This is a genomic window from Pseudomonas sp. SST3, assembly GCF_003325755.1.
Map to the genome: position 1 here is coordinate 202696 of NZ_QORI02000006.1, position 18054 is coordinate 220749.

Annotated in this window: 14 protein-coding genes; 7 read left to right on the plus strand and 7 right to left on the minus strand. The window is 60.8% G+C overall.

Features of this window, described 5'->3' with window-relative positions; all coding sequences use genetic code 11:
- Window positions 1-546 precede the first annotated feature (546 nt).
- From DQ405_RS08450 to DQ405_RS08465, 4 genes are all read left to right on the plus strand, one after another.
- Window positions 547-2085, plus strand: a complete 1539-nt coding sequence (locus DQ405_RS08450) for an MBOAT family O-acyltransferase (RefSeq protein WP_168423787.1) — start codon at window positions 547-549, stop codon at window positions 2083-2085.
- Window positions 2086-2106: 21 nt separating this feature from the next.
- A complete protein-coding gene (locus tag DQ405_RS08455; RefSeq protein ID WP_168423788.1) occupies window positions 2107-4026 on the plus strand; it encodes an HAD-IIIC family phosphatase in 1920 nt (639 codons plus the stop codon).
- Window positions 4023-4271 carry an acyl carrier protein gene (locus DQ405_RS08460; protein WP_168423789.1) on the plus strand — a complete coding sequence of 83 codons (249 nt, stop codon included), beginning with the start codon at window positions 4023-4025 and terminating at the stop codon, window positions 4269-4271. The genes DQ405_RS08455 and DQ405_RS08460 overlap by 4 nt, the downstream gene beginning before the upstream one ends.
- An 83-nt stretch (window positions 4272-4354) precedes the next feature.
- Window positions 4355-5338, plus strand: coding sequence for a hypothetical protein (locus DQ405_RS08465; protein WP_241729895.1), 984 nt, complete (start codon window positions 4355-4357; stop codon window positions 5336-5338).
- Window positions 5339-5396: 58 nt separating this feature from the next.
- Here the strand turns inward: DQ405_RS08465 and fahA are convergent, their stop codons facing one another.
- Together fahA and hmgA are read right to left on the minus strand one after the other, a co-directional pair.
- Window positions 5397-6704 carry a fumarylacetoacetase gene (gene fahA, locus DQ405_RS08470; RefSeq protein WP_168423791.1) on the minus strand — a complete coding sequence of 436 codons (1308 nt, stop codon included), beginning with the start codon at window positions 6702-6704 and terminating at the stop codon, window positions 5397-5399.
- A 1-nt stretch (window position 6705) separates the two neighbouring features.
- Window positions 6706-8010 (minus strand): homogentisate 1,2-dioxygenase, encoded by a 1305-nt coding sequence (hmgA, locus tag DQ405_RS08475; RefSeq protein WP_168423792.1) that lies wholly within the window; start codon window positions 8008-8010, stop codon window positions 6706-6708.
- Between the two features lie 102 nt (window positions 8011-8112).
- Between hmgA and DQ405_RS08480 the strand changes: the two genes are divergently transcribed.
- The gene (locus DQ405_RS08480; RefSeq protein ID WP_168423793.1) at window positions 8113-8904 is read left to right on the plus strand and encodes an IclR family transcriptional regulator; all 792 of its coding nucleotides are present in this window, start codon (window positions 8113-8115) and stop codon (window positions 8902-8904) included.
- A gap of 110 nt (window positions 8905-9014) precedes the next feature.
- Here the strand turns inward: DQ405_RS08480 and DQ405_RS08485 are convergent, their stop codons facing one another.
- Together DQ405_RS08485 and DQ405_RS08490 are read right to left on the minus strand one after the other, a co-directional pair.
- Window positions 9015-9482, minus strand: a complete 468-nt coding sequence (locus tag DQ405_RS08485) for an FUSC family protein (RefSeq protein ID WP_241729872.1) — start codon at window positions 9480-9482, stop codon at window positions 9015-9017.
- A 174-nt stretch (window positions 9483-9656) separates the two neighbouring features.
- On the minus strand, window positions 9657-10802 hold the full coding sequence (locus DQ405_RS08490; protein ID WP_342030404.1) for a serine hydrolase domain-containing protein: 1146 nt from the start codon (window positions 10800-10802) through the stop codon (window positions 9657-9659).
- A 648-nt stretch (window positions 10803-11450) separates the two neighbouring features.
- On the opposite strand from DQ405_RS08490, the gene DQ405_RS08495 reads away from it, so the two are divergent.
- A complete protein-coding gene (locus tag DQ405_RS08495; RefSeq protein ID WP_168423794.1) occupies window positions 11451-11996 on the plus strand; it encodes a DUF4256 domain-containing protein in 546 nt (181 codons plus the stop codon).
- 176 nt (window positions 11997-12172) lie between these two features.
- On the opposite strand, the gene hppD is transcribed toward DQ405_RS08495, so the two are convergent.
- Window positions 12173-13252 carry a 4-hydroxyphenylpyruvate dioxygenase gene (gene hppD / locus DQ405_RS08500; RefSeq protein ID WP_168423795.1) on the minus strand — a complete coding sequence of 360 codons (1080 nt, stop codon included), beginning with the start codon at window positions 13250-13252 and terminating at the stop codon, window positions 12173-12175.
- A 664-nt stretch (window positions 13253-13916) separates the two neighbouring features.
- On the opposite strand from hppD, the gene DQ405_RS08505 reads away from it, so the two are divergent.
- Window positions 13917-14291, plus strand: a complete 375-nt coding sequence (locus DQ405_RS08505) for a YgaP-like transmembrane domain (RefSeq protein ID WP_168423831.1) — start codon at window positions 13917-13919, stop codon at window positions 14289-14291.
- Between the two features lie 285 nt (window positions 14292-14576).
- On the opposite strand, the gene DQ405_RS08510 is transcribed toward DQ405_RS08505, so the two are convergent.
- Entirely contained in the window at window positions 14577-15743 is a 1167-nt protein-coding gene (locus DQ405_RS08510) for an NAD(P)-dependent oxidoreductase (protein WP_168423796.1), read from the minus strand.
- A gap of 119 nt (window positions 15744-15862) precedes the next feature.
- Window positions 15863-17947: a dTDP-4-dehydrorhamnose reductase gene (gene rfbD / locus DQ405_RS08515; RefSeq protein ID WP_168423797.1), complete on the minus strand. Its 2085-nt coding sequence runs from the start codon at window positions 17945-17947 to the stop codon at window positions 15863-15865.
- Window positions 17948-18054: the final 107 nt, after the last annotated feature.

Sequence of the window (18054 nt, forward strand, 5' to 3'; positions counted from 1 at the left end):
AAGGCTGACGCCGCAACGGCGTCAGCCTCTCTCCATGTAGGCGGCAGCCTTTCACCCATCAGGAATCAGGGCAACCACACAATGGTGGGCTGAAGCCTACCTTACAGGTCGGTAAACGCCGCCGGCTCTGAGACGAACCAGCCCGCCTGAACGCTCGCCATCATCCGCCGGGCTGCGTGCATTACATGCCGTGCGCGCGGCATGCGGCGATAGGTCATCTTGAACGAACCGTCAACTGATGAGCCGCTCTGGCACGGGCGTTTCGCTTAATTTCCCGACATATCCGCTCGTCTGAATGGAGTTTCTTGCCATATCCAGACAGCAACTTTTTCTTACACAATCGTGTCGCAGTTAACAGACAGCGCAGCGCATCTGTGAAGCAAAGGAAATAGGCCTGACTGCAATCCCCCTTCGGGCATGCAGCAAAGGGCGAGGAGTCTTCAGCGAACGCACCGATAGGCAGTCATCGGTATGTGGTGGTTCACCGCTAAGCCGCGGTTCTGATCCTAGAACGGCGGCGGATGTTCAGGGATAGGGAAAAGGACGATGCTCTTCAACTCCGTGGTGTTCATCGCCGGGTTTCTTCCGGTCGCGTTACTGGGTTTCATTCTTTTCGCGGGCACAGGCAGGCAACGCTACGCGGCGATCTGGCTGACGCTGGCATCGTTGGTGTTCTATGGCTGGTGGAACCCCGCTTATGTGCCGCTGCTGGTCGGCAGCATGGTGGTCAACTACCTGATCGGCGGATATCTGCTGCGCCGGCCGTCGCGACTGCTGCTGGTGCTCGGCGTCGCTGCCAACGTCGCACTATTGGGCTATTACAAGTACACCGGTTTCCTCTTCGGCGCGCTCGACGATGCGTTCGGCCTGGGCTGGTCTGTAGGCGACATCATCCTGCCGCTGGCGATCTCTTTCTTCACCTTCCAGCAGATCGCCTATCTGGTCGACGCCCACGATGGGGAAGTGAGCGAACATGATTTCGTCAATTACTGCCTGTTCATCAGCTTCTTCCCGCAGCTGATCGCTGGCCCAATCACCCATCACGGCGAGATGCTCAAGCAGTTCAACGACAGCAGCACCTTCCGCCCGCGAATCGACAACATCTCGTTGGGCCTCACGGTATTCCTGCTTGGCCTGTTCAAGAAGGTAATCATTGCCGATCCGCTGGGCGCCAATGCCTCGCCGATCTTCGCCGTCGCCGCCGACGGCACGGTGCCGGCGCTCTACGACGCCTGGTTCGGTGCCCTCACCTATACCTTGCAGATCTATTTCGACTTCTCTGGCTACAGCGACATGGCCATCGGCCTCGGACTGCTCTTCGGCCTGCGCTTGCCAGTGAATTTCAATAGCCCGTTCAAGGCACACAACGTGATCGACTACTGGTCGCGCTGGCACATGACCTTGACGCGCTTCCTGACCGCCTACCTCTACAACCCCATAGTCATGCGCATCACCCGCTCTCGGATGGCGGCGGGCAAACCGCTGCCACGTCGCGGCAAGATGAGCCTGAGCACCTTCGTCGTGCTGGTCGCCTATCCGACGGTGCTGACCATGTTCATCTCCGGCGTCTGGCATGGCGCTGGCTGGCAGTTCGTGGTGTTCGGCCTGTTACATGGCTTCTATCTGGTGGTTGCGCACGGTTTCCGGGCCTATAAGGCGCGCCAGGGCTTGCCTCTCGACAGCGACAAGCTTTGGCATCACACCGGCGCCGTCCTGCTGACCTTCCTCTGCGTGGTCGTGGCAATGGTGTTTTTCCGCGCAGCGAGTGTTCCGGCGGCGATGGCGATGCTCTCCGGCATGGTTGGGCTGAGCGAGCAGACCACCAAGTTCGACAAATCGGATTTCCTCACCATCGCACTGCTGCTCGCCTTCGTCTGGCTGATGCCCAACGTGCAGCAATGGATGGCGCGCTTTCGTACCGCCCTGGATGCGCAGCCCCGCGAAAACTGGCTGTTGCGCTGGTTCCCGGTCGCCTTGTGGAGCCCGACCCCGGCAATCGGCGTAGCCATCGGCGTGCTGGGTTTCTTCGCGCTGGCCGTCGCGTTCTCCGTGGCCCCAACCGAGTTTCTCTACTTCCAGTTCTAATCTGCAAGGAGTGAATGGCTAATGGATCAGCTTCTCTGGCTAGCCCGACATCAAGACCTGGGCGCCGCCATCGGCGAGGCTAAACGCGAACTCGACCCGATCGCGCGGCTCACCGAAGCCGCACGCCTGGCCGGCTACCGCCGCGACTTCACCCAAACGATGCGCCTGGATCGCCTGGCAAGCGAGGGCCTGCGCAGTGTGGCCCGCGGCGAGGCATCCGTGTCGGGATTGTGCTCTTTACGCATCGCCCTGCTCTCCTCACACACGGTGGACCACCTGCTGCCGGCTATCCGAATCGCAGGCCTGCAGCGCCGTCTGGCGCTCTCCGTTCACGTTGCGCCCTATGGCATGTATCGCCAGGCATTGTTGACGGACAATGCCGAGCTGGCTGCCTTTGCCCCGCAACTGCTGGTGCTGGCGCTGGATGCCCGGGATGCCCCCTTGCAGCTGCCACTGGAAGCGTCGCAGGCCGAGGTCGATGCAGCAGTGGCCGAGCGAATCGACGAGCTGCGCCTGCTTTGGCGACGAGCGCGTGAGCGCTTCGCCGCGCAGGTGGTGCAGCAAACGCTAGTGCCGGCCGATCCGCCGATCTTCGGCTCCTTCGAAGCGCTGGTGCCGGCCGCGCCCTACGCAGTAATCGACCGATTGAACGCCGCCATTCGCGCCGCCGCTCGTGAAGACGGCGTGCTGTTGATGGATCTCGCCTGGGAAACGGCACGCGGCAGCTACGGTGATGGCCTGGCCGAACCGCTGCGCTGGCATCAGGCCAAGCAATTGGTCAGCCCCAACCTGGCACCGTTGTATGGCGATCAGTTGGCACGCATCGCTGCGGCAAGCGTTGGCCTGTCGCGTAAATGCCTGGTGCTGGACCTGGACAACACGCTGTGGGGCGGCGTGGTCGGTGACGACAGTGTTGGCGGCATTCACCTGGGCCAAGGTTCACCCAGCGGCGAGGCCTTCCTTGCCTTCCAGCGCTACGCCGCGCTGCTTGCCCGGCGCGGTGTCATCCTCGCCGTGTGTAGCAAGAACGACCTGAGCGTCGCCGAGTCGGCGTTCAACCATCCAGAGATGGCACTCAAACGCAGCGACATTGCCGCTTTCATAGCGAACTGGGACGACAAGGCCGGCAACCTGCGGTGTATCGCGTCAATGTTGGACATCGGCCTGGACAGCCTGGTTTTCGTCGACGACAACCCGGCCGAGCGCGACATCGTGCGCCGCGAATTGCCGGAAGTCGCTGTGCCCGAGTTGCCCGATGACGTCGCCGATTACCCGGCGCGAGTGGCCGCGGCCGGCTACTTCGAGGCGGTTTCCTTCACGCCCGACGACGCTACCCGTGGCCGCAACTATGCGCTCAATGCCGAACGCAAGGCGGCGATGAGCCAGGCCACCGATATGGAAGTTTATCTGCGCGGGCTGGAAATGGTGCTGACCGCGACCCCGATCGGCGCCCCCGAGCTGGCGCGAAGCACCCAACTGATCAACAAGACCAACCAGTTCAATCTCACCACCCGTCGCTACAGCGAGGCGGAGATCGAGCGCATCGCCAGCGATCCGCGCTGTGTGGCGCTCGCCATCCGGCTGGCCGACAAATTTGGCGACAACGGGTTGATCAGTGTGGTGCTGGCGCGTCCGGACGAAGCGATCGCCGAGGATGAACTGCTCATCGACAGCTGGCTGATGAGTTGCCGCGTGCTCGGTCGACAGGTCGAAGAAGCCGTGCTTCAGGTGCTCGTCAGTGCCGCAACCGCCGCCGGCTACCGCGCGTTGGTCGGCGAATACCGACCTACCGAACGCAATGGCATGGTCGCAGAACACTATCCACGACTGGGGTTTGATCAATACCCCGCGCCCACCGATTCCTCCAGCCAGGCGACATTCTGGCGCTATGACCTCAACACCACCCGCATTCCCTGCCATTTCATCGAGGTAACGGCATGACCGAATCAGAAGTACTCACCGCGCTCACCCCGGTTTTCCACGACATATTCGACGATGACAGCATCATCCTCTCACCGGAAATGACTGCCAACGACATCGACGGTTGGGACAGCCAAGCTCACGTGATGCTCACCGTCGCGGCGGAGCAACGCTTCGGTATCAAGTTTCGGACGGCGGAGCTTGAGTCGCTGCGCAACGTTGGCCATTTCGCTCAAGTCATCAGCGCAAAACTCGAAGGGAAATAGCCATGGCCCATGCCGCTGGATTACCCGGGAACGGGAGCACCGCCCAAAGCGGAGATGCAAGCGCGGCCAGCGCGCCGGGCCAGATGTGCTCATTGTATTTGTTGTCCCTGTTTGCCGGTCTGGTCGGTGCCCTGACGCTGTTTTGTCTGACACTGCTGAGTCTCGACCGAACCGGCAACCTGCCGCCGCCAGCATTCTCCAACAACCTGTGCGTCGACGAAAAACTCAGCTTTATGCGTGCCAACCGGATCGAGTCTCCCAACCTGCTGGTGATTGGTTCTTCCGTGGCCTGGCGCCACGTGAACGGCCACGTACTGGCGCAGGCGCTGCCGGAGGTTCGACCAATGAATGGCGCCTTCTGCGGTCTGTTCGCCAATCAGTCCGCTTATGTCGCGCACTGGCTACTCGACCGGGAGTCGAGCATCCGCAGCGTGGTCATGATCGCCGACCCGCAGGATTTCGCCGGCTGCTGGAAGGTGCAAGACGCGGTTTTCAGCCGCGAGCATGTCGACCCCTACGTCTATCAGGGTGCCTCGCGCTGGAATTACTACATGCGCTACTTCTCGCCAAAGTCATTGGCGCGAAACGCGCTGACGGTCAAAGCTCAGCGCGCCGGACAGATCGAATGGGATCCGCTGGTCTTCAATCGCTTTGGTGATGGCCCGTTGGTAACCGAAAACACCCGCAAGCTGATGTACGGCCGTCCAGACGCGCTGGACCGCAACTGCTTCGACGCCCTGCGCGAACTGAGCGCGCGCCTACAGCAGGAAGGTCGGCAATTAATGGTGGTCTCCACCCCGTTGCATCCGCAATGGAAGGAAAAATACGACCCGGACGGTACCTTCCTCGCCGACTTCGACCAGCGCATTGTCGAGAGTCTGGGCGCCAGCGGCACCTACTGGAACGCCGACAAGGATTGGAGCACGCCGGTCACCTCGTTCGTCGATGCCGTGCATATGCGCTGGTCCGCCGTCCAGGAGTTCTCGGCTGCCCTGGCTGAGCAGATGCAAAAAGCGGCTACCGGACCAGGGCCTGCGCCAGCCCTGGAAACAGCGGGGGTACCTTGATTCGTTGAACGCCCTGAAAAAAACCGGTGCTTAGTAGCCACCGGGCTTGTTCATTGAGTTAGCGCGAAGCAGGCAGGACCCGACCTCGGCACTCGCCGAAGCCAATCGAGGCATGACCCTCGCGCCGGCAGCGCGCCCTAAGGATGATCTCGTCGCCGTCCTCCAGGAAGGTACGCGTCTCGCCGCTGGCCAGCTCAAGCGACTGCTTGCCGCCTTGGGTGATCTCCAGCAGGCTGCCGCAGCTGTCGGTGCTCTCGCCGGACAATGTGCCCGAGCCGAACAGGTCGCCCGGTTGCAGGCTGCAGCCGTTGACGCTGTGGTGCGCCACCATCTGGGCCACCGTCCAATACATGTTCCGGGTGCTGCTCAGGGTGATGCGCTGCGGCGGTAAACCCTTTTCGCGCATGGCCTCGGTCAGCAGCAACACTTCCAGCTCGATATCCAGAGCACCCTGTTGTTGGTCCTTTTCGTCATACAGATACGGCAGCGGTTGCGGATCGCCTTCAGGACGCGCCGGCTGGGCGCAGCGGAAGGGTTCCAACGCTTCCGGCGTCACGATCCAAGGCGAGACGCTGGTGGCAAAGCTCTTGGAGAGAAACGGACCCAGCGGCTGATATTCCCAGGCCTGCAGATCACGAGCCGACCAGTCGTTGAGCAGGCAGAAGCCCGCCACGTGACGTCCCGCCTCGCTGATCGGGATAGCCTCGCCACGGGCGTTGCCTTCGCCAATCCAGATCCCCAGTTCGAGCTCATGATCCAGGCGCTTGCTCGGGCCGAAGCTCGGCTCGGTGGCACCCGGCGGCATGGTCTGGCCGTTGGGCCGCTTCACTGTCGCGCCCGAAACATCGACGGTCGATGCACGGCCGTGATAGCCGATGGGCACGTACTTGTAGTTCGGCAGCAATGGATTATCCGGGCGGAACAGCTTGCCGACGTTGTTAGCGTGATGAATACCGACATAAAAGTCGGTGTAGTCGCCAACCCGGGCCGGCAAGTGCATCTGGCACTGGCCCATCGGCTTCAACAGGGACTCACCCATGCCCTGCAGGCGCTCGCGGTGTTCGCTGGTCTCGGCCAGCAATCCTTGCAGCGCTTCACGCAGCGCCTTGCGAGCCGACACACCCAGGGCAAAGAAGGTGTTGAGGCTGCTGGCGCTGGCGGCTGTTGCCGCTTCGGCGGCTCGCCCTTCGAACAGGCCGGCCTCACAGGCAGCAGCCAGATCAAGAATGTAATCGCCGACGGCGACGCCGCCCCGTGGCTGTCCGCCGTCGCGGCTGAACACACCCAGCGGCAGGTTGGCCAGAGAGAAGTCCGAATGGTCATTGGCGGACTCGACCCAGCTGCGTAGTTCGTTTTGTGCGGTCATGTCACTTCCTGTTCTTGTCGAAGGTCTTGGTCAGGCAGGCCCAGCAGCTGTCGTAATCATCCTGCAGCTGCGGGCTTTCCAGCGCCTGGCGCGTTGGGCGAAGCACCTGGCCGGTTTCGAACATGAAGGCCATGGTGTTCTCGATCTTGTGCGGTTTGAGTTCGGCGTTGATCGCCTGTTCAGTCGAAACGTGATCCGGCCCGTGAGCGCTCATGCAGTTGTGCAGTGAGGCACCACCCGGCGAGAAGCCGTCGGCCTTGGCGTCGTAGGCGCCGGCGATGAGCCCCATGAATTCGTTCATCAAGTTGCGGTGGAACCACGGCGGACGGAAGGTGTTCTCCGCCACCATCCAGCGCGGCGGGAAAATCACGAAGTCGATGTTGGCCATCCCATGGATGGCACTGGGTGAAGTCAGCACCGTGAAAATCGACGGATCAGGATGGTCGAAACTGACCGTACCGATGGTGTTGAAACGGCGCAGGTCGTACTTGTACGGCACGTTGTTACCATGCCAAGCCACCACGTCCAGCGGCGAATGATCAAGCTCAGTCGCCCAGAGTTCACCGAGAAATTTCTGCACCAGCTGCACCGGCTCGTCACGCTCTTCGAAATACGCAACCGGCGCCAGGAAATCACGCGGATTGGCCAGGCCATTGCTGCCGATCGGGCCAAGGTCGGGCAGACGCAACGCACAGCCGTGGTTCTCGCATACGTATCCGCTGGCGTTTCGATCCACCAGCTCGACACGGAACCGCATGCCGCGTGGAATGACGACGATCTCCAACGGCGCCACCTCGAGCACGCCCAGCTCAGTGACCAGCTTCAGCGCGCCCTGCTGCGGCACGATCAGCAGCTCGCCATCGGCATTGAAGAACACCCGTTCCATCGACTGATTCGCCGCGTAGCGATAAATGCTCGCGCCTGCCGGTTGGCCCGGCTCGCCGTTAGCGGCAACGCACATCAGGCCATCAATGAAATCGGTCGCGACCTCGGGCATCGGCATGGGATTCCAGCGCAGCCGATTGGGCGTGACCGCTCCCAGCGTGCTGTTCAGCTGATGGCCGAGCCGCTGGTACTGGCCGTGGTTGGCGGATGGGCGAATGCGATACAGCCACGTCCGCCGCGCCTCGCTGCGCGAGACGGTAAAGGCCGTCCCGGAAAGCAGCTCGGTGTAGAGCCCGTAAGGCACCTTCTGCGGCGAGTTCTGCCCGACCGGTAGCGCACCGGGCAACGCCTCGCTGCTGAATTCATTGCCGAAGCCGGACTGGTATCGATGAGCCTGAATATCTTGTTCTTGGCTGAGCATGGCTGCCTCTCGATCTGCGTAACCGTATTACGCAAAAAGTAATTTGAACTCGTTCCAGCGTCAAGCTATAAACAGCGCCTTCACGGGCAGGCAATCGAACTCATGGCAGACAACAACGCGGAAACAGCGCCAAGGCGGCAGAAAGTCCAGGCGGCAGAGGTGGGAACGGAGATCCTCACGGCACTGGCGGAACTAGCCCCGGCGACCTCCCTGTCGCGCCTGGCCGAGCACGTCGGCATGCCTGCCAGCAAGGTGCATCGCTACTTGCAAGCACTGATGGCGAGCGGCTTCGCCGAGCAGGATCCGCTGACCAATCATTACGGTCTGGGCCGCGCCGCGCTGTTCGTTGGGCTGGCGGCGCTGGGGCGACTGGACGTGGTCAAGCTGGCAACACCGCATCTGGCGCAACTGCGCGATGAACTCAATGAGACCTGCTTTCTCGCGGTATGGGGCAACCGCGGTCCGGCGGTGGTGCATGTTGAACAGGCAGTACGCGCCGTCACGCTGGTGACGCAGGTGGGCTCGGTGCTGCCGTTGCTGGGCTCATCAACCGGCCTGGTATTCAACGCCTTCATGCCGAACGCGGAAACCGTCCAGCTGCGCGAAGCCGAAATGCAGCTGCCATCAGCCCCCTCCTCCGATGCCCTGCTCGCCACCATGAGTGCGCTGCAGCGCACCCATATCCAACCCGTGCACGGCCTGTTGATGGCGGGCGTCAATGCGCTGTCGGCACCGCTGTTCAGCGGCGGGCAGAAATTGGCCGGGGTCATCACGGTCGTCGGCGCAGAACCCGCTTTCACGGCCGAGCCGGGTGGCGTGGAAGCGCAACGACTGCTTCAGGTGGCCGATAAGATCAGCGCGCGGATGGGTGCAGAGATTCCGTCCCGCCCATGACGGCTTGGCCTGCAAAGTGAAGGTTTTCGCGATATCCCATCTGATCGAGGATCGATAGGCTGATGGCCTGGCTTGCACCCCGCCATTACCCGAGCAGGCCCGGCGACCGATCATTGTTCCTGACTAGAGGATATCGACTCGAAACGCGCCGGAATCAAACGCCGCATCAGGTCGCCCATTAGCTGACGAAAGCGCGGGTTATGCAAACAGATGGCGCCGAGCAGTCCAACCAGGCAGCCCAGCACCGTATCGTAAAAGCGCGCCTCGATCAGTGTCCCAGCCGAGCCGTGGCCCAGCGTGGCGGCCTCGGCGAGGAGGATCGTCAGCGGGGTGATGAAGATCGCCGCGAAGGCGTAGTGCCGCACGACGGCGGTTTCCACCACGAAACACAGCACCATCATCATCAGCGGAATGGTCCACTTGTCCAGCGGCATCAGTAGCATGCTCCAAGCGACGAGCAGGCCGAGGCCAGTGCCGATGACGCGCTGCAATTGTTTGTTCCACACCGCCCGCAGCGACGCCCCCTGAATTACCGCCAGACAGCTGACCGGCACCCAGTAGGCCTTTTCCAGTTGCAAGCCTGAGCGAGGGCCAGCGAGAGGCCGACGAAAAAGCCGACCAGCACCGAATCGAACACCGCATCCGTCGCTAACGCAGGATCAGTGACGGCGTCCCGGAACTCCTTGAGCATCCCACCCGGCAACTCGAAACCGCCCTCGCCCACAACGCCGTGGGCGAAGCGGGAATGACGGTTAGGGCCCCAGCGCTTCGACGACCGCAGCGAAGAAGTCATCGTCCTTGATCGGTGCCATGCCTTTGGGCTTGGGCAGCGCGCCCCAAACCACGATTACCACACCCGCCCGCGGATTCATGTAGAGATGCTGGCCGAAGATGCCGCGTGCCTCGAAGGCACTCTCGTTCGGCGTGCCTTTCGTGTCCGCAATCGGCCACAGCATGTAGCCGTAGTCGACCTGCTCTCCATTGATGATTTTCGGTGAACTCGCCTCCTCGATCCATCCGTTGGGCAGGACTCGCTCGCCTCCGGCCAGGCCATCATCGAGCAGGAACAGGCCGAAGCGTCCATAGTCGCGCAGCGTCGCCGACAGGCCGCTGCCGCCGACTTCGAGGCCATTCGGCGACTCGAGCCACCAGCTGGCGTCCGATTCCATGCCGACCCTGCTCCAGATCCGCTCCGAGAGGTACTGGCTCACCGGCTTACCGACTGCAGCGCGGACCAAGGCACCGACGACGTGGGTTTCGCCAGTGCTGTAGTTCCAGCGGGTTCCCGGTGCGGCCACGCGTGGCAGCTTGGCCATCAGTTTCAGCACGCCGCCGGGTGTCTGGGTGCCCTGCACTTCGAGCATGCGGCGGCGGTCGGACAGCGGATCGGTGTAGGTTTCGTTCCAGCCCACCCCAGAGGCCATCTGCAACAGATCGCGTACGCTCACACCGTCGTAGGCGCTGCCTTCGAGGGCTGGTAAATACTGGACGATGGGATCGTCGATGCACTCGATATACCCGTCTTGGATGGCGACGCCGACCAGGGTGGCGGTGATCGACTTCGCCAGCGACATGGATGTCCAGCGCGTCTGCGGGGTGTTACCGAACTGATAGCTCTCGTGGGCGATCCTGCCGTCCTTGATCACCAGCAACCCGCTGACACGGTTTAGCGACACGTAGTCATACAGATCGTATCGCTTGCCCCCGGAGTCGAATCCGACGTCTCCCAGTGACTTCGCCGCAGCGGGAAGCGGCAGGACAGCGGCGCCGTGCCTGACCGTTGCGGTGGCGAACAGCCGCTCGATGTTTCGCAAGGTGTTTACCTGAATATCAGGCATGAGCGCGCCGTCATATAGCTGCTGGATCGTGCCGATGCGGTCGTTGGCATGCGGATTCACTGCTGCACCTCGCTGAGGGGGGTCAACAGCGTTACCGCAGTGGTCGAGATAGGGCATCTGCGCGAAAAAGCATTGGGTATGACAAGCACTGAACGACTCCATGCGAACTTTCATTTTTAAACGGAGATGCCGCCGCGAGAGCAATCTCCCGTGGATTCGCTCCGTGCATGTGGAGCCATCTTGCCTGTAACAGTTCGTTCTAAGCCAGTTTGCCCAAGCTACGCGCAGAGCTGCGTTGTACGGCGCTCTCGGCAGCACCGGATAGGCCGCATCAATCACGAGACGAATGAATGTATCCACAGAGCTCAGCGCCGCTGAACCGGAAAATCGCAGCCTGCGAGTGAGCACCTGACTTCGGGCAACTCGTCGAGCTTCGTTGGGAATCGGCGCTATGTCGTAAGCATCACCGGTTTCCGCGTACTGCCACTCGACTTCCCGAGGGCCGAACGTTCACTGCCTGGGTGAAACTCATCGGGGCAGCGATTCGCCTATATGAGCAATACTTGCTGGCTGTTTATCAACAGTTGGCGAGTCACCCGTTTGGCTGATTCGTCGGCCAGTAGCGGAACATTTGAAATCTGCCGCGATCCTGCGCCCCAGGGATCGAGAGATCGTGTGCAGCTCGCAAATCGAAGGGAGGTCCAGCGCATGAACGAAAAGCAGCGCGAGGCGCTACTCAGCACGTTGAAGGTTCGTTTCGATAGGAATACGAGCCGGCATGAAGGGATTGAATGGAACCAGGTACATGCCAGGCTGGAGTCGGCACCGGAGAAGCTGCGCGCGCTCCAGGAAATGGAAACCACAGGTGGCGAGCCTGACGTAGTTTTTCATGACATGGATACCGGCGAGTTCATCTTCGTGGACTGTTCCGCAGAGAGTCCCGCTGGCCGCAGGAGCCTCTGTTATGACCGCGAGGCATTGGAGTCGAGAAAGGAGCACAAGCCTGCCAATTGCGCCACTGATCTGGCGGCCGACATGGGCATCGAGATCCTCACGGAAGAGCAGTATCGGGCGCTACAGAAACTGGGCTGCTTTGATGCAAAGACATCCAGCTGGGTGAAAACGCCTATTGCCATCAGAGCGCTCGGTGGAGCCCTCTTTTGCGATCGACGCTATGACTGTGTGTTCCTGTATCACAACGGCGCGCAGTCCTACTACGCCGCACGAGGGTTTCGCGGCGCACTGCGGGTTTGATCAGACGCCAGCTGTGCCTGCCCGCTTCTCACTCAGATAGTGGTGCCGGAGGGATGTCATCGAGCCGCTGATAGGCGAGACAGAAATGTTCGCGATCGCCAGAGCCGGGCCAGGAACGGATGGGCTGGACCGAAACGGCAACCGAAGGCGAACCACCCCGGCTGCCGTTGGTTCGATCACTCAGCGGTGCTTAACACGCCACGCTTGATCTGGTCGCGCTCGATGGATTCGAACAGTGCCTTGAAGTTGCCTTCGCCGAAACCGCTGTCCCCCTTGCGCTGTATGAACTCGAAGAACACAGGGCCCAGCAGCGTGCCGGAGAAGATCTGCAGTAGCAGGCGCTGCTCGCCGTCTTCGGACGTACCATCGAGCAGGATGCCGCGAGATTTGAGTTCTTCGACCGGCTCGCCGTGGTTGGGCAGTCGCCCTTCCAGCATCTCGTAATAGGTTTCCGGCGGTGCGGTCATGAACACCGTGCCGCTGGCCTTCAGCTTGTCCCAGGTCTCGATCAGGTTGTCGGTGAGAAACGCCACATGCTGGATGCCCTCACCGTTGAACTGCATGAGGAACTCTTCGATCTGCCCGGCGCCCTTCGATGACTCTTCATTGAGCGGGATGCGAATCATGCCGTCCGGCGCGGTCATGGCCTTGGACGTCAGGCCGGTGTATTCACCCTTGATATCGAAGTAACGAATCTCGCGGAAGTTGAACAGTTTCTCGTAGAAGTCCGCCCAATAGGCCATGCGGCCGCGGTACACGTTGTGGGTCAGGTGATCGATGATCTTCAGTCCGGCGCCGACCGGATGGCGATCAACGCCGTCCAGGAAGACGAAGTCGATATCATAGATCGAGCTGCCCTCGCCGAAACGGTCGATCAGGTAAAGCGGTGCACCGCCGATGCCCTTGATCGCTGGCAGGCGCAACTCCATGGGGCCAGTGGGCAGTTCCATGGCCTGCGCACCCAGCTCCAGCGCCCGAGCGTAGGCTTTTTGCGCATCCTTCACACGGAACGCCATGCCACACACCGACGGGCCATGCTCGGCTGCGAAATAAGCCGGAATTCCAGTGGTTTCGCGGTTGACGATGGCGTTGATTTCGCCCTGACGATAGAGCGCTACATCCTTGGAGCGGTGGTTGGCGACATGGGTGAAACCCATGCTTTCCAGAACAGGCTCGATGACGTTGGGCGTTGGCGAGGCGAATTCGATAAATTCGAAGCCCATGAGGCCCATGGGGTTTTCAAATAGGTCGGCCATGATTGGCTCCTTGACTTGGCTGTGCGTGAGAAAGGGATGACGTGAGAAACATCAGCCCGGCGGTGCACAGGAAATCCCACGGACGCTGCGGCCGAGGTGATCGCCAAGAATCAATCGAAAGCCGAGCGTTTTCATCTCAGCAGCTCGCCAGGACGTTGAGTGATCGCGGCGAGAAAAATAATCGGGTCGCCCAGCCCGACGGGCACAGCGCGCCCGCTCGTGCCGGCCACGCAAAGGGTATTGACCGGATTCGTCCCGTTGGATGACTGCTCGCTCATCGAGGCGATTCGAGCCGAACGGTGATAGCTGGATGGATCCATATTTGATGCCACGCCTGCAAGGTCGCACTTCGTCTTGCGAGTGCTCTGTTATTTTTGCGTAATCGAATTACGTTTAGCGAAATCTGCGGGAGCCTCGCTCGACTGTCAAGCCCTTATCGGCCAGCGCCGAAGCCGAGCCGCCCGCCGCGAAGCGCCGCTCGTCCCTCATATAGAACGAATCCGCCCGGCAAGGTGCCGAATTTATGCACGCGAGGCGAGCCGTAACGACGGACAGGACGAAGCCAGCGCATTCCGGGCGATACGGCGGTCATGAACGCCTTGTCACCGCGCCGATCATGCTGTTGGCTCGTATCTTGGCATTCGACATTGAACTCAAGGAAATCATCATGAACCGACTCTTCAACAAGACCGCTCCACAGAACGTGCACGGCTGGGAACGCACCGCTTCCATTGCCGGAGGACTGATGCTGTTGGGCCGTGGCCTGCGGCATGGTGGCGTGAGCGGCATTCTGCAATTGGCCATGGGCGGCATGGCCTTGGCGCGTGGTATCAGCGGACGCTGCGAGGCCAAACGAATTCTCACCGAAACGGAGCAGCCGCAGCCCAATCAAGAGCTGGCGGAGAAGCAGCGCTATAGTCATATGCCGCTCGACTCGGAAGTGCACAGTCCCGACTTCGAAAAGCCAGAAGTAGCCCTTCCGGATACCACCCCGATGGGGCACGAAACGCACCCGGGCGAACCGCGTGGAAATGCTTGAGCTGAGGCACCCGGTGATTGGTACAGATGCTTTGTCTGGCGGATCGGCGAACATCGAGGCGCTTCTCGAGAAGCCGCCAGGCCTGATAAGCCGCTGATCAGGCCAAAAAGCTGGATGGCATCTCGCTTTGCTGCGATTTGCCCTCAGCTGAAACAGCGCCTTGCGCAGGCGGCGTCAATGACGCACCCGGCTCGTAGTGATAGGGGATAAGACCGGTCCCGGTTCGCTGGAACTCAACGAACCCATGGCCATCGGCCCAGACTTCCGCCTCGTCGCGAATGCCCCTCAACTGCACGCTTGCTGCATCACGCGATCCGCCTGCGTCGCAGCCTCGACCTGTCGTATCACTCTCTGGCGCTGCTGAAAGATGATATCCAGCACCCGACTGGGCTGAATCTCGATATCGTCGAAGGTGATCATCTGACCTGGCTCAACGGTTCTTTTCAGGACGGTGTTGCGCAGCAGCCCAATGGGCACATGGTCGATTTCGTTGGCAAGCCGCACTGCTTCGCCGCGAACATCAAAACCGCCGATCCCCCGGCTGATCAGTTCGCCCGCTTTCATTTCACGCTTCGCTATGGCCGCCACGCCCAGCGTGGGCTCGACGGAATTGTTCAACAGCACACTGCCACCGGCCAGCACGCGGCGTACGGTCTTTCCGACTTCCAGCGAGCAGAGATGGAAGGGACGCGTCAGCACGTAATAGGGGCCGGTGCCTAGCTTGAAATACTCGATCGCCGGCGCCTGGACCTCATCGTGGCGACAGACCAGGAAAACCCCACCAGCGGGATAACCGTTGGGCACGACGTAGTCGACGATGGGCTGGCCAATACCGTCGGCAATCAAGCCAAGAATATTGCCGCTGCGGTTCAGATCGGTGGACGCCAAGCCCTCCAGCCCGCGCCGCGATATGGTCGCGCCGAAGCCATTACCCACCACCACCTGTTCGATCTGCACCTTGGTGCCATCGGTGAAGGATGTGGTCTGGTCGATACTGATGCCTTGCCGTTTGGCCCAGTAAGCCATGTCTTCAGGGGTTGGATTGTGATTCAGGTATCCCTTCATATTGCCGTAGACGAGCGGCTGAAAACCCATCTGCAGCGCGTCTTCGCGCAGCGCAGCGAGGGAGCCGGGCTGATCGCCCTCGGCTTCGGTGAGCAATCCCCTGCCCGCCAGATAGGAACCCGTGGTGACCTGCAGCTCGGCATTGACGGTGACGACTGGCAGTCCGGCTTCGAAAGCGCGCTCAATCACTTCCGTTCCGAAAAACACATCGCCAGTGCATTCGACGATGATGTCCGAATGTGCGATGAGTTCGTCAATGGAGTTGGTCAGCACGTCCGGCAGTGGAAAATCGGCCAGCGTTCCGGTGTTTCGACGCGTCAGGACCCGGCTGATCTGCAGATCCTTGTAGTGCCCCATGATCAAGCGAACGAAACAATGCGAGATCATCCCTGTGCCTGAAACACCCACGCGTGTAACCGCTGAATCGGCCATCACAGAATTCCATTTGTTTTTAATGTGAAGATCAGACCGTAACATTTAGCAAAAGTTTTCCGATTTGAACGGCCTCATTGTTGGCTTGCTGCTTGCGCGACCTCGAACCGCGCCAGGCTCGGTTCCTCTCCTCCAGCTTGCGGATAAGTCCGGAATGGCACGCGACTGTGCGCCGGCCCGAAGGGTGTCGAAGGAAGATCGCCCATTTGCCTTATCACATGGCGCAGCTCGTCTCGCCATGGTTTGGGCTTGATTCCGAACGTGCTTTCGATCCGACTGCAGTCGAGGACCGACCAGGCTGGCCGAGCTGCAGCGCGCGGCAGGCTTCCGCTGGTAACCGGGAGCACCCTTGGCGCCTTGTCGACCAGGCCTGCCCGTTCGGCTTCGCGAAAGATCTCAACGGCGAATTCGGCCCATGAGCAAGGTGATGAACCGCTGTAATGGTAAAGACCCCATTCGAGATTGCCGTCGCGACAGTAGCGCAGCGCAAGCTCGATCAGTACGCGCGCCACGCTGCGCGAACGTGTCGGACAGCCAACCTGATCACTGACGACCGATACCTCGTCCGTCTTACGGCCGAGCTTCAGCATCGTCTTGACGAAATTGTTGCCGTGCTCGCCGTAGATCCAACTGGTGCGCAATATCAGATGCCGATCCAGGGTTTCGCGGATCGCGATTTCCCCCGCCCGCCGAGTTTCTCCATAGACGCTGATCGGCAGAGCCGCATCGGTCTCTCGGTAAGGCACCGAGCTGTCACCGGCAAAAACATGTTCGCTGGACAGATGAAACAACGGTATATCGAAGTGCCTGGCGGCGCGGGCCAGATTTGCGGCGCCATCGCGATTCACCGCCTCGGCTTGCGCGACCTCGGCTTCAGCATGATCCAGATTGGTATAAGCCGCCGCATTGATGATCAGGGCAGGCTGGTAACGCTCGAGCGTTTGGCTGATCTGCTCCGCGGATCGAATGTCGAGATCCTGATGCATCAGCCCGATGGCCTCCAGCCCAAAGCTCGCAGCCTGATTGACCAGGCAATGCCCCACCTGGCCGCCGGCTCCGCATATCAGGACGCGCATGTTTGACCTGGGTGCGCGTGGGCGCTCCGATATCTCTTCGTGCGCTTCCCCTGAGGGCGTATTCGCTGCGGCAACCGGTGCCGCATCGGCGGAAAAGAGTGATGCGTTCGCGGCCGAGATAGCGCTCTGCGGCCTGAGGACCAATTCGCGCATGGTGACACCAAGCGCCTCAACCGGCGCGTCGGCCGGCTCTGGCTCTGGAGAAAAGCGGAAGCTCTCAACCAGGCCATTCATTACGATTCCTGCTTTATTGAACTCGCGACGCTGGAGCATCTGCGCTATCAGGCCCAGGCGCGACATCAATAGGCCCAGAACACGGCGCTTGCGGAAATATTTACGTGCCACGAACAGCTCGTTGCGCACCAGATGACGATGCAATGCGACCCGATTCGGATCGGTCTCCCGGTGGATATCAATGGCCCCGCTAACCTGTCGCATATGCAGCACTTTACTCGCCGCGACCAGGTAACCGGGTGCATCCTGACTGATGCGCATGGTGAACTCGGTGTCATCTCCCCACATGAACATCGAGGCAATCGGCAGTCCGAAGGTTTGCAGCGAGGCCCTGGGAACCAGAATCGAGACGAAGGTTGCCGGGCGCACCGGAATCATGCCCAGGTCCAGAAGTGCCGGCCAGTTTTCATAGGCGATCGCGTTGGGACGCTCATCGACTCGCGGAACGTTGGTCAGCAGCCCTTCTTCGGTATACGCCATCGAAATCAGGAACGAGCGCGGTTTGCCGAGTGCATGAAGTTGTTCATCGGCATCGAGCAGCTTTTGCAGGGCGTCGGGCTCAGGTATGACGTCGTCATCCATCATCCAGACGAAGTCGGCACGTTGTTGATAGGCGATGCGAAACCCGGCGCTGAAGCCACCCGAGGCGCCGGTGTTGTGCGATAGGACGTATACCTTGAGATTTTCGAGCTTCGACTCGAGCAGCATCTCTTCGGTGCCGTCATTGCTGGCATTGTCCACGACTATGATGGCGTCGCATGGTCGGCTCTGGGCATTGATCCCGGCCAGACAGCGCTCAAGCAGATGCTTGCGTTTGTACGAGAGTACGACAGCGTATATCTGATCCATGGGGCGATTGGTCTCTGAGCGAGAGGCAGGTCATTTCAGACAAGCAACTGCCGGCGGTGGTATATCGATTTTTGGACGCCGTTGCGGCAGTTTTTCCGGATTTAGGC

Coding starts and splice junctions, on each gene's coding strand:
- DQ405_RS08480 (WP_168423793.1), top strand. CDS start 8,113: ATGGCAGACAACAACGCGGAAACAGCGCCAAGGCGGCAGAAAGTCCAG.
- fahA (WP_168423791.1), bottom strand. CDS start 6,704: ATGACCGCACAAAACGAACTACGCAGCTGGGTCGAGTCCGCCAATGAC.
- DQ405_RS08450 (WP_168423787.1), top strand. CDS start 547: ATGCTCTTCAACTCCGTGGTGTTCATCGCCGGGTTTCTTCCGGTCGCG.
- hppD (WP_168423795.1), bottom strand. CDS start 13,252: ATGGCCGACCTATTTGAAAACCCCATGGGCCTCATGGGCTTCGAATTT.
- DQ405_RS08460 (WP_168423789.1), top strand. CDS start 4,023: ATGACCGAATCAGAAGTACTCACCGCGCTCACCCCGGTTTTCCACGAC.
- DQ405_RS08455 (WP_168423788.1), top strand. CDS start 2,107: ATGGATCAGCTTCTCTGGCTAGCCCGACATCAAGACCTGGGCGCCGCC.
- DQ405_RS08510 (WP_168423796.1), bottom strand. CDS start 15,743: ATGATCTCGCATTGTTTCGTTCGCTTGATCATGGGGCACTACAAGGAT.
- rfbD (WP_168423797.1), bottom strand. CDS start 17,947: ATGGATCAGATATACGCTGTCGTACTCTCGTACAAACGCAAGCATCTG.
- DQ405_RS08495 (WP_168423794.1), top strand. CDS start 11,451: ATGAACGAAAAGCAGCGCGAGGCGCTACTCAGCACGTTGAAGGTTCGT.
- hmgA (WP_168423792.1), bottom strand. CDS start 8,010: ATGCTCAGCCAAGAACAAGATATTCAGGCTCATCGATACCAGTCCGGC.
- DQ405_RS08465 (WP_241729895.1), top strand. CDS start 4,355: ATGTGCTCATTGTATTTGTTGTCCCTGTTTGCCGGTCTGGTCGGTGCC.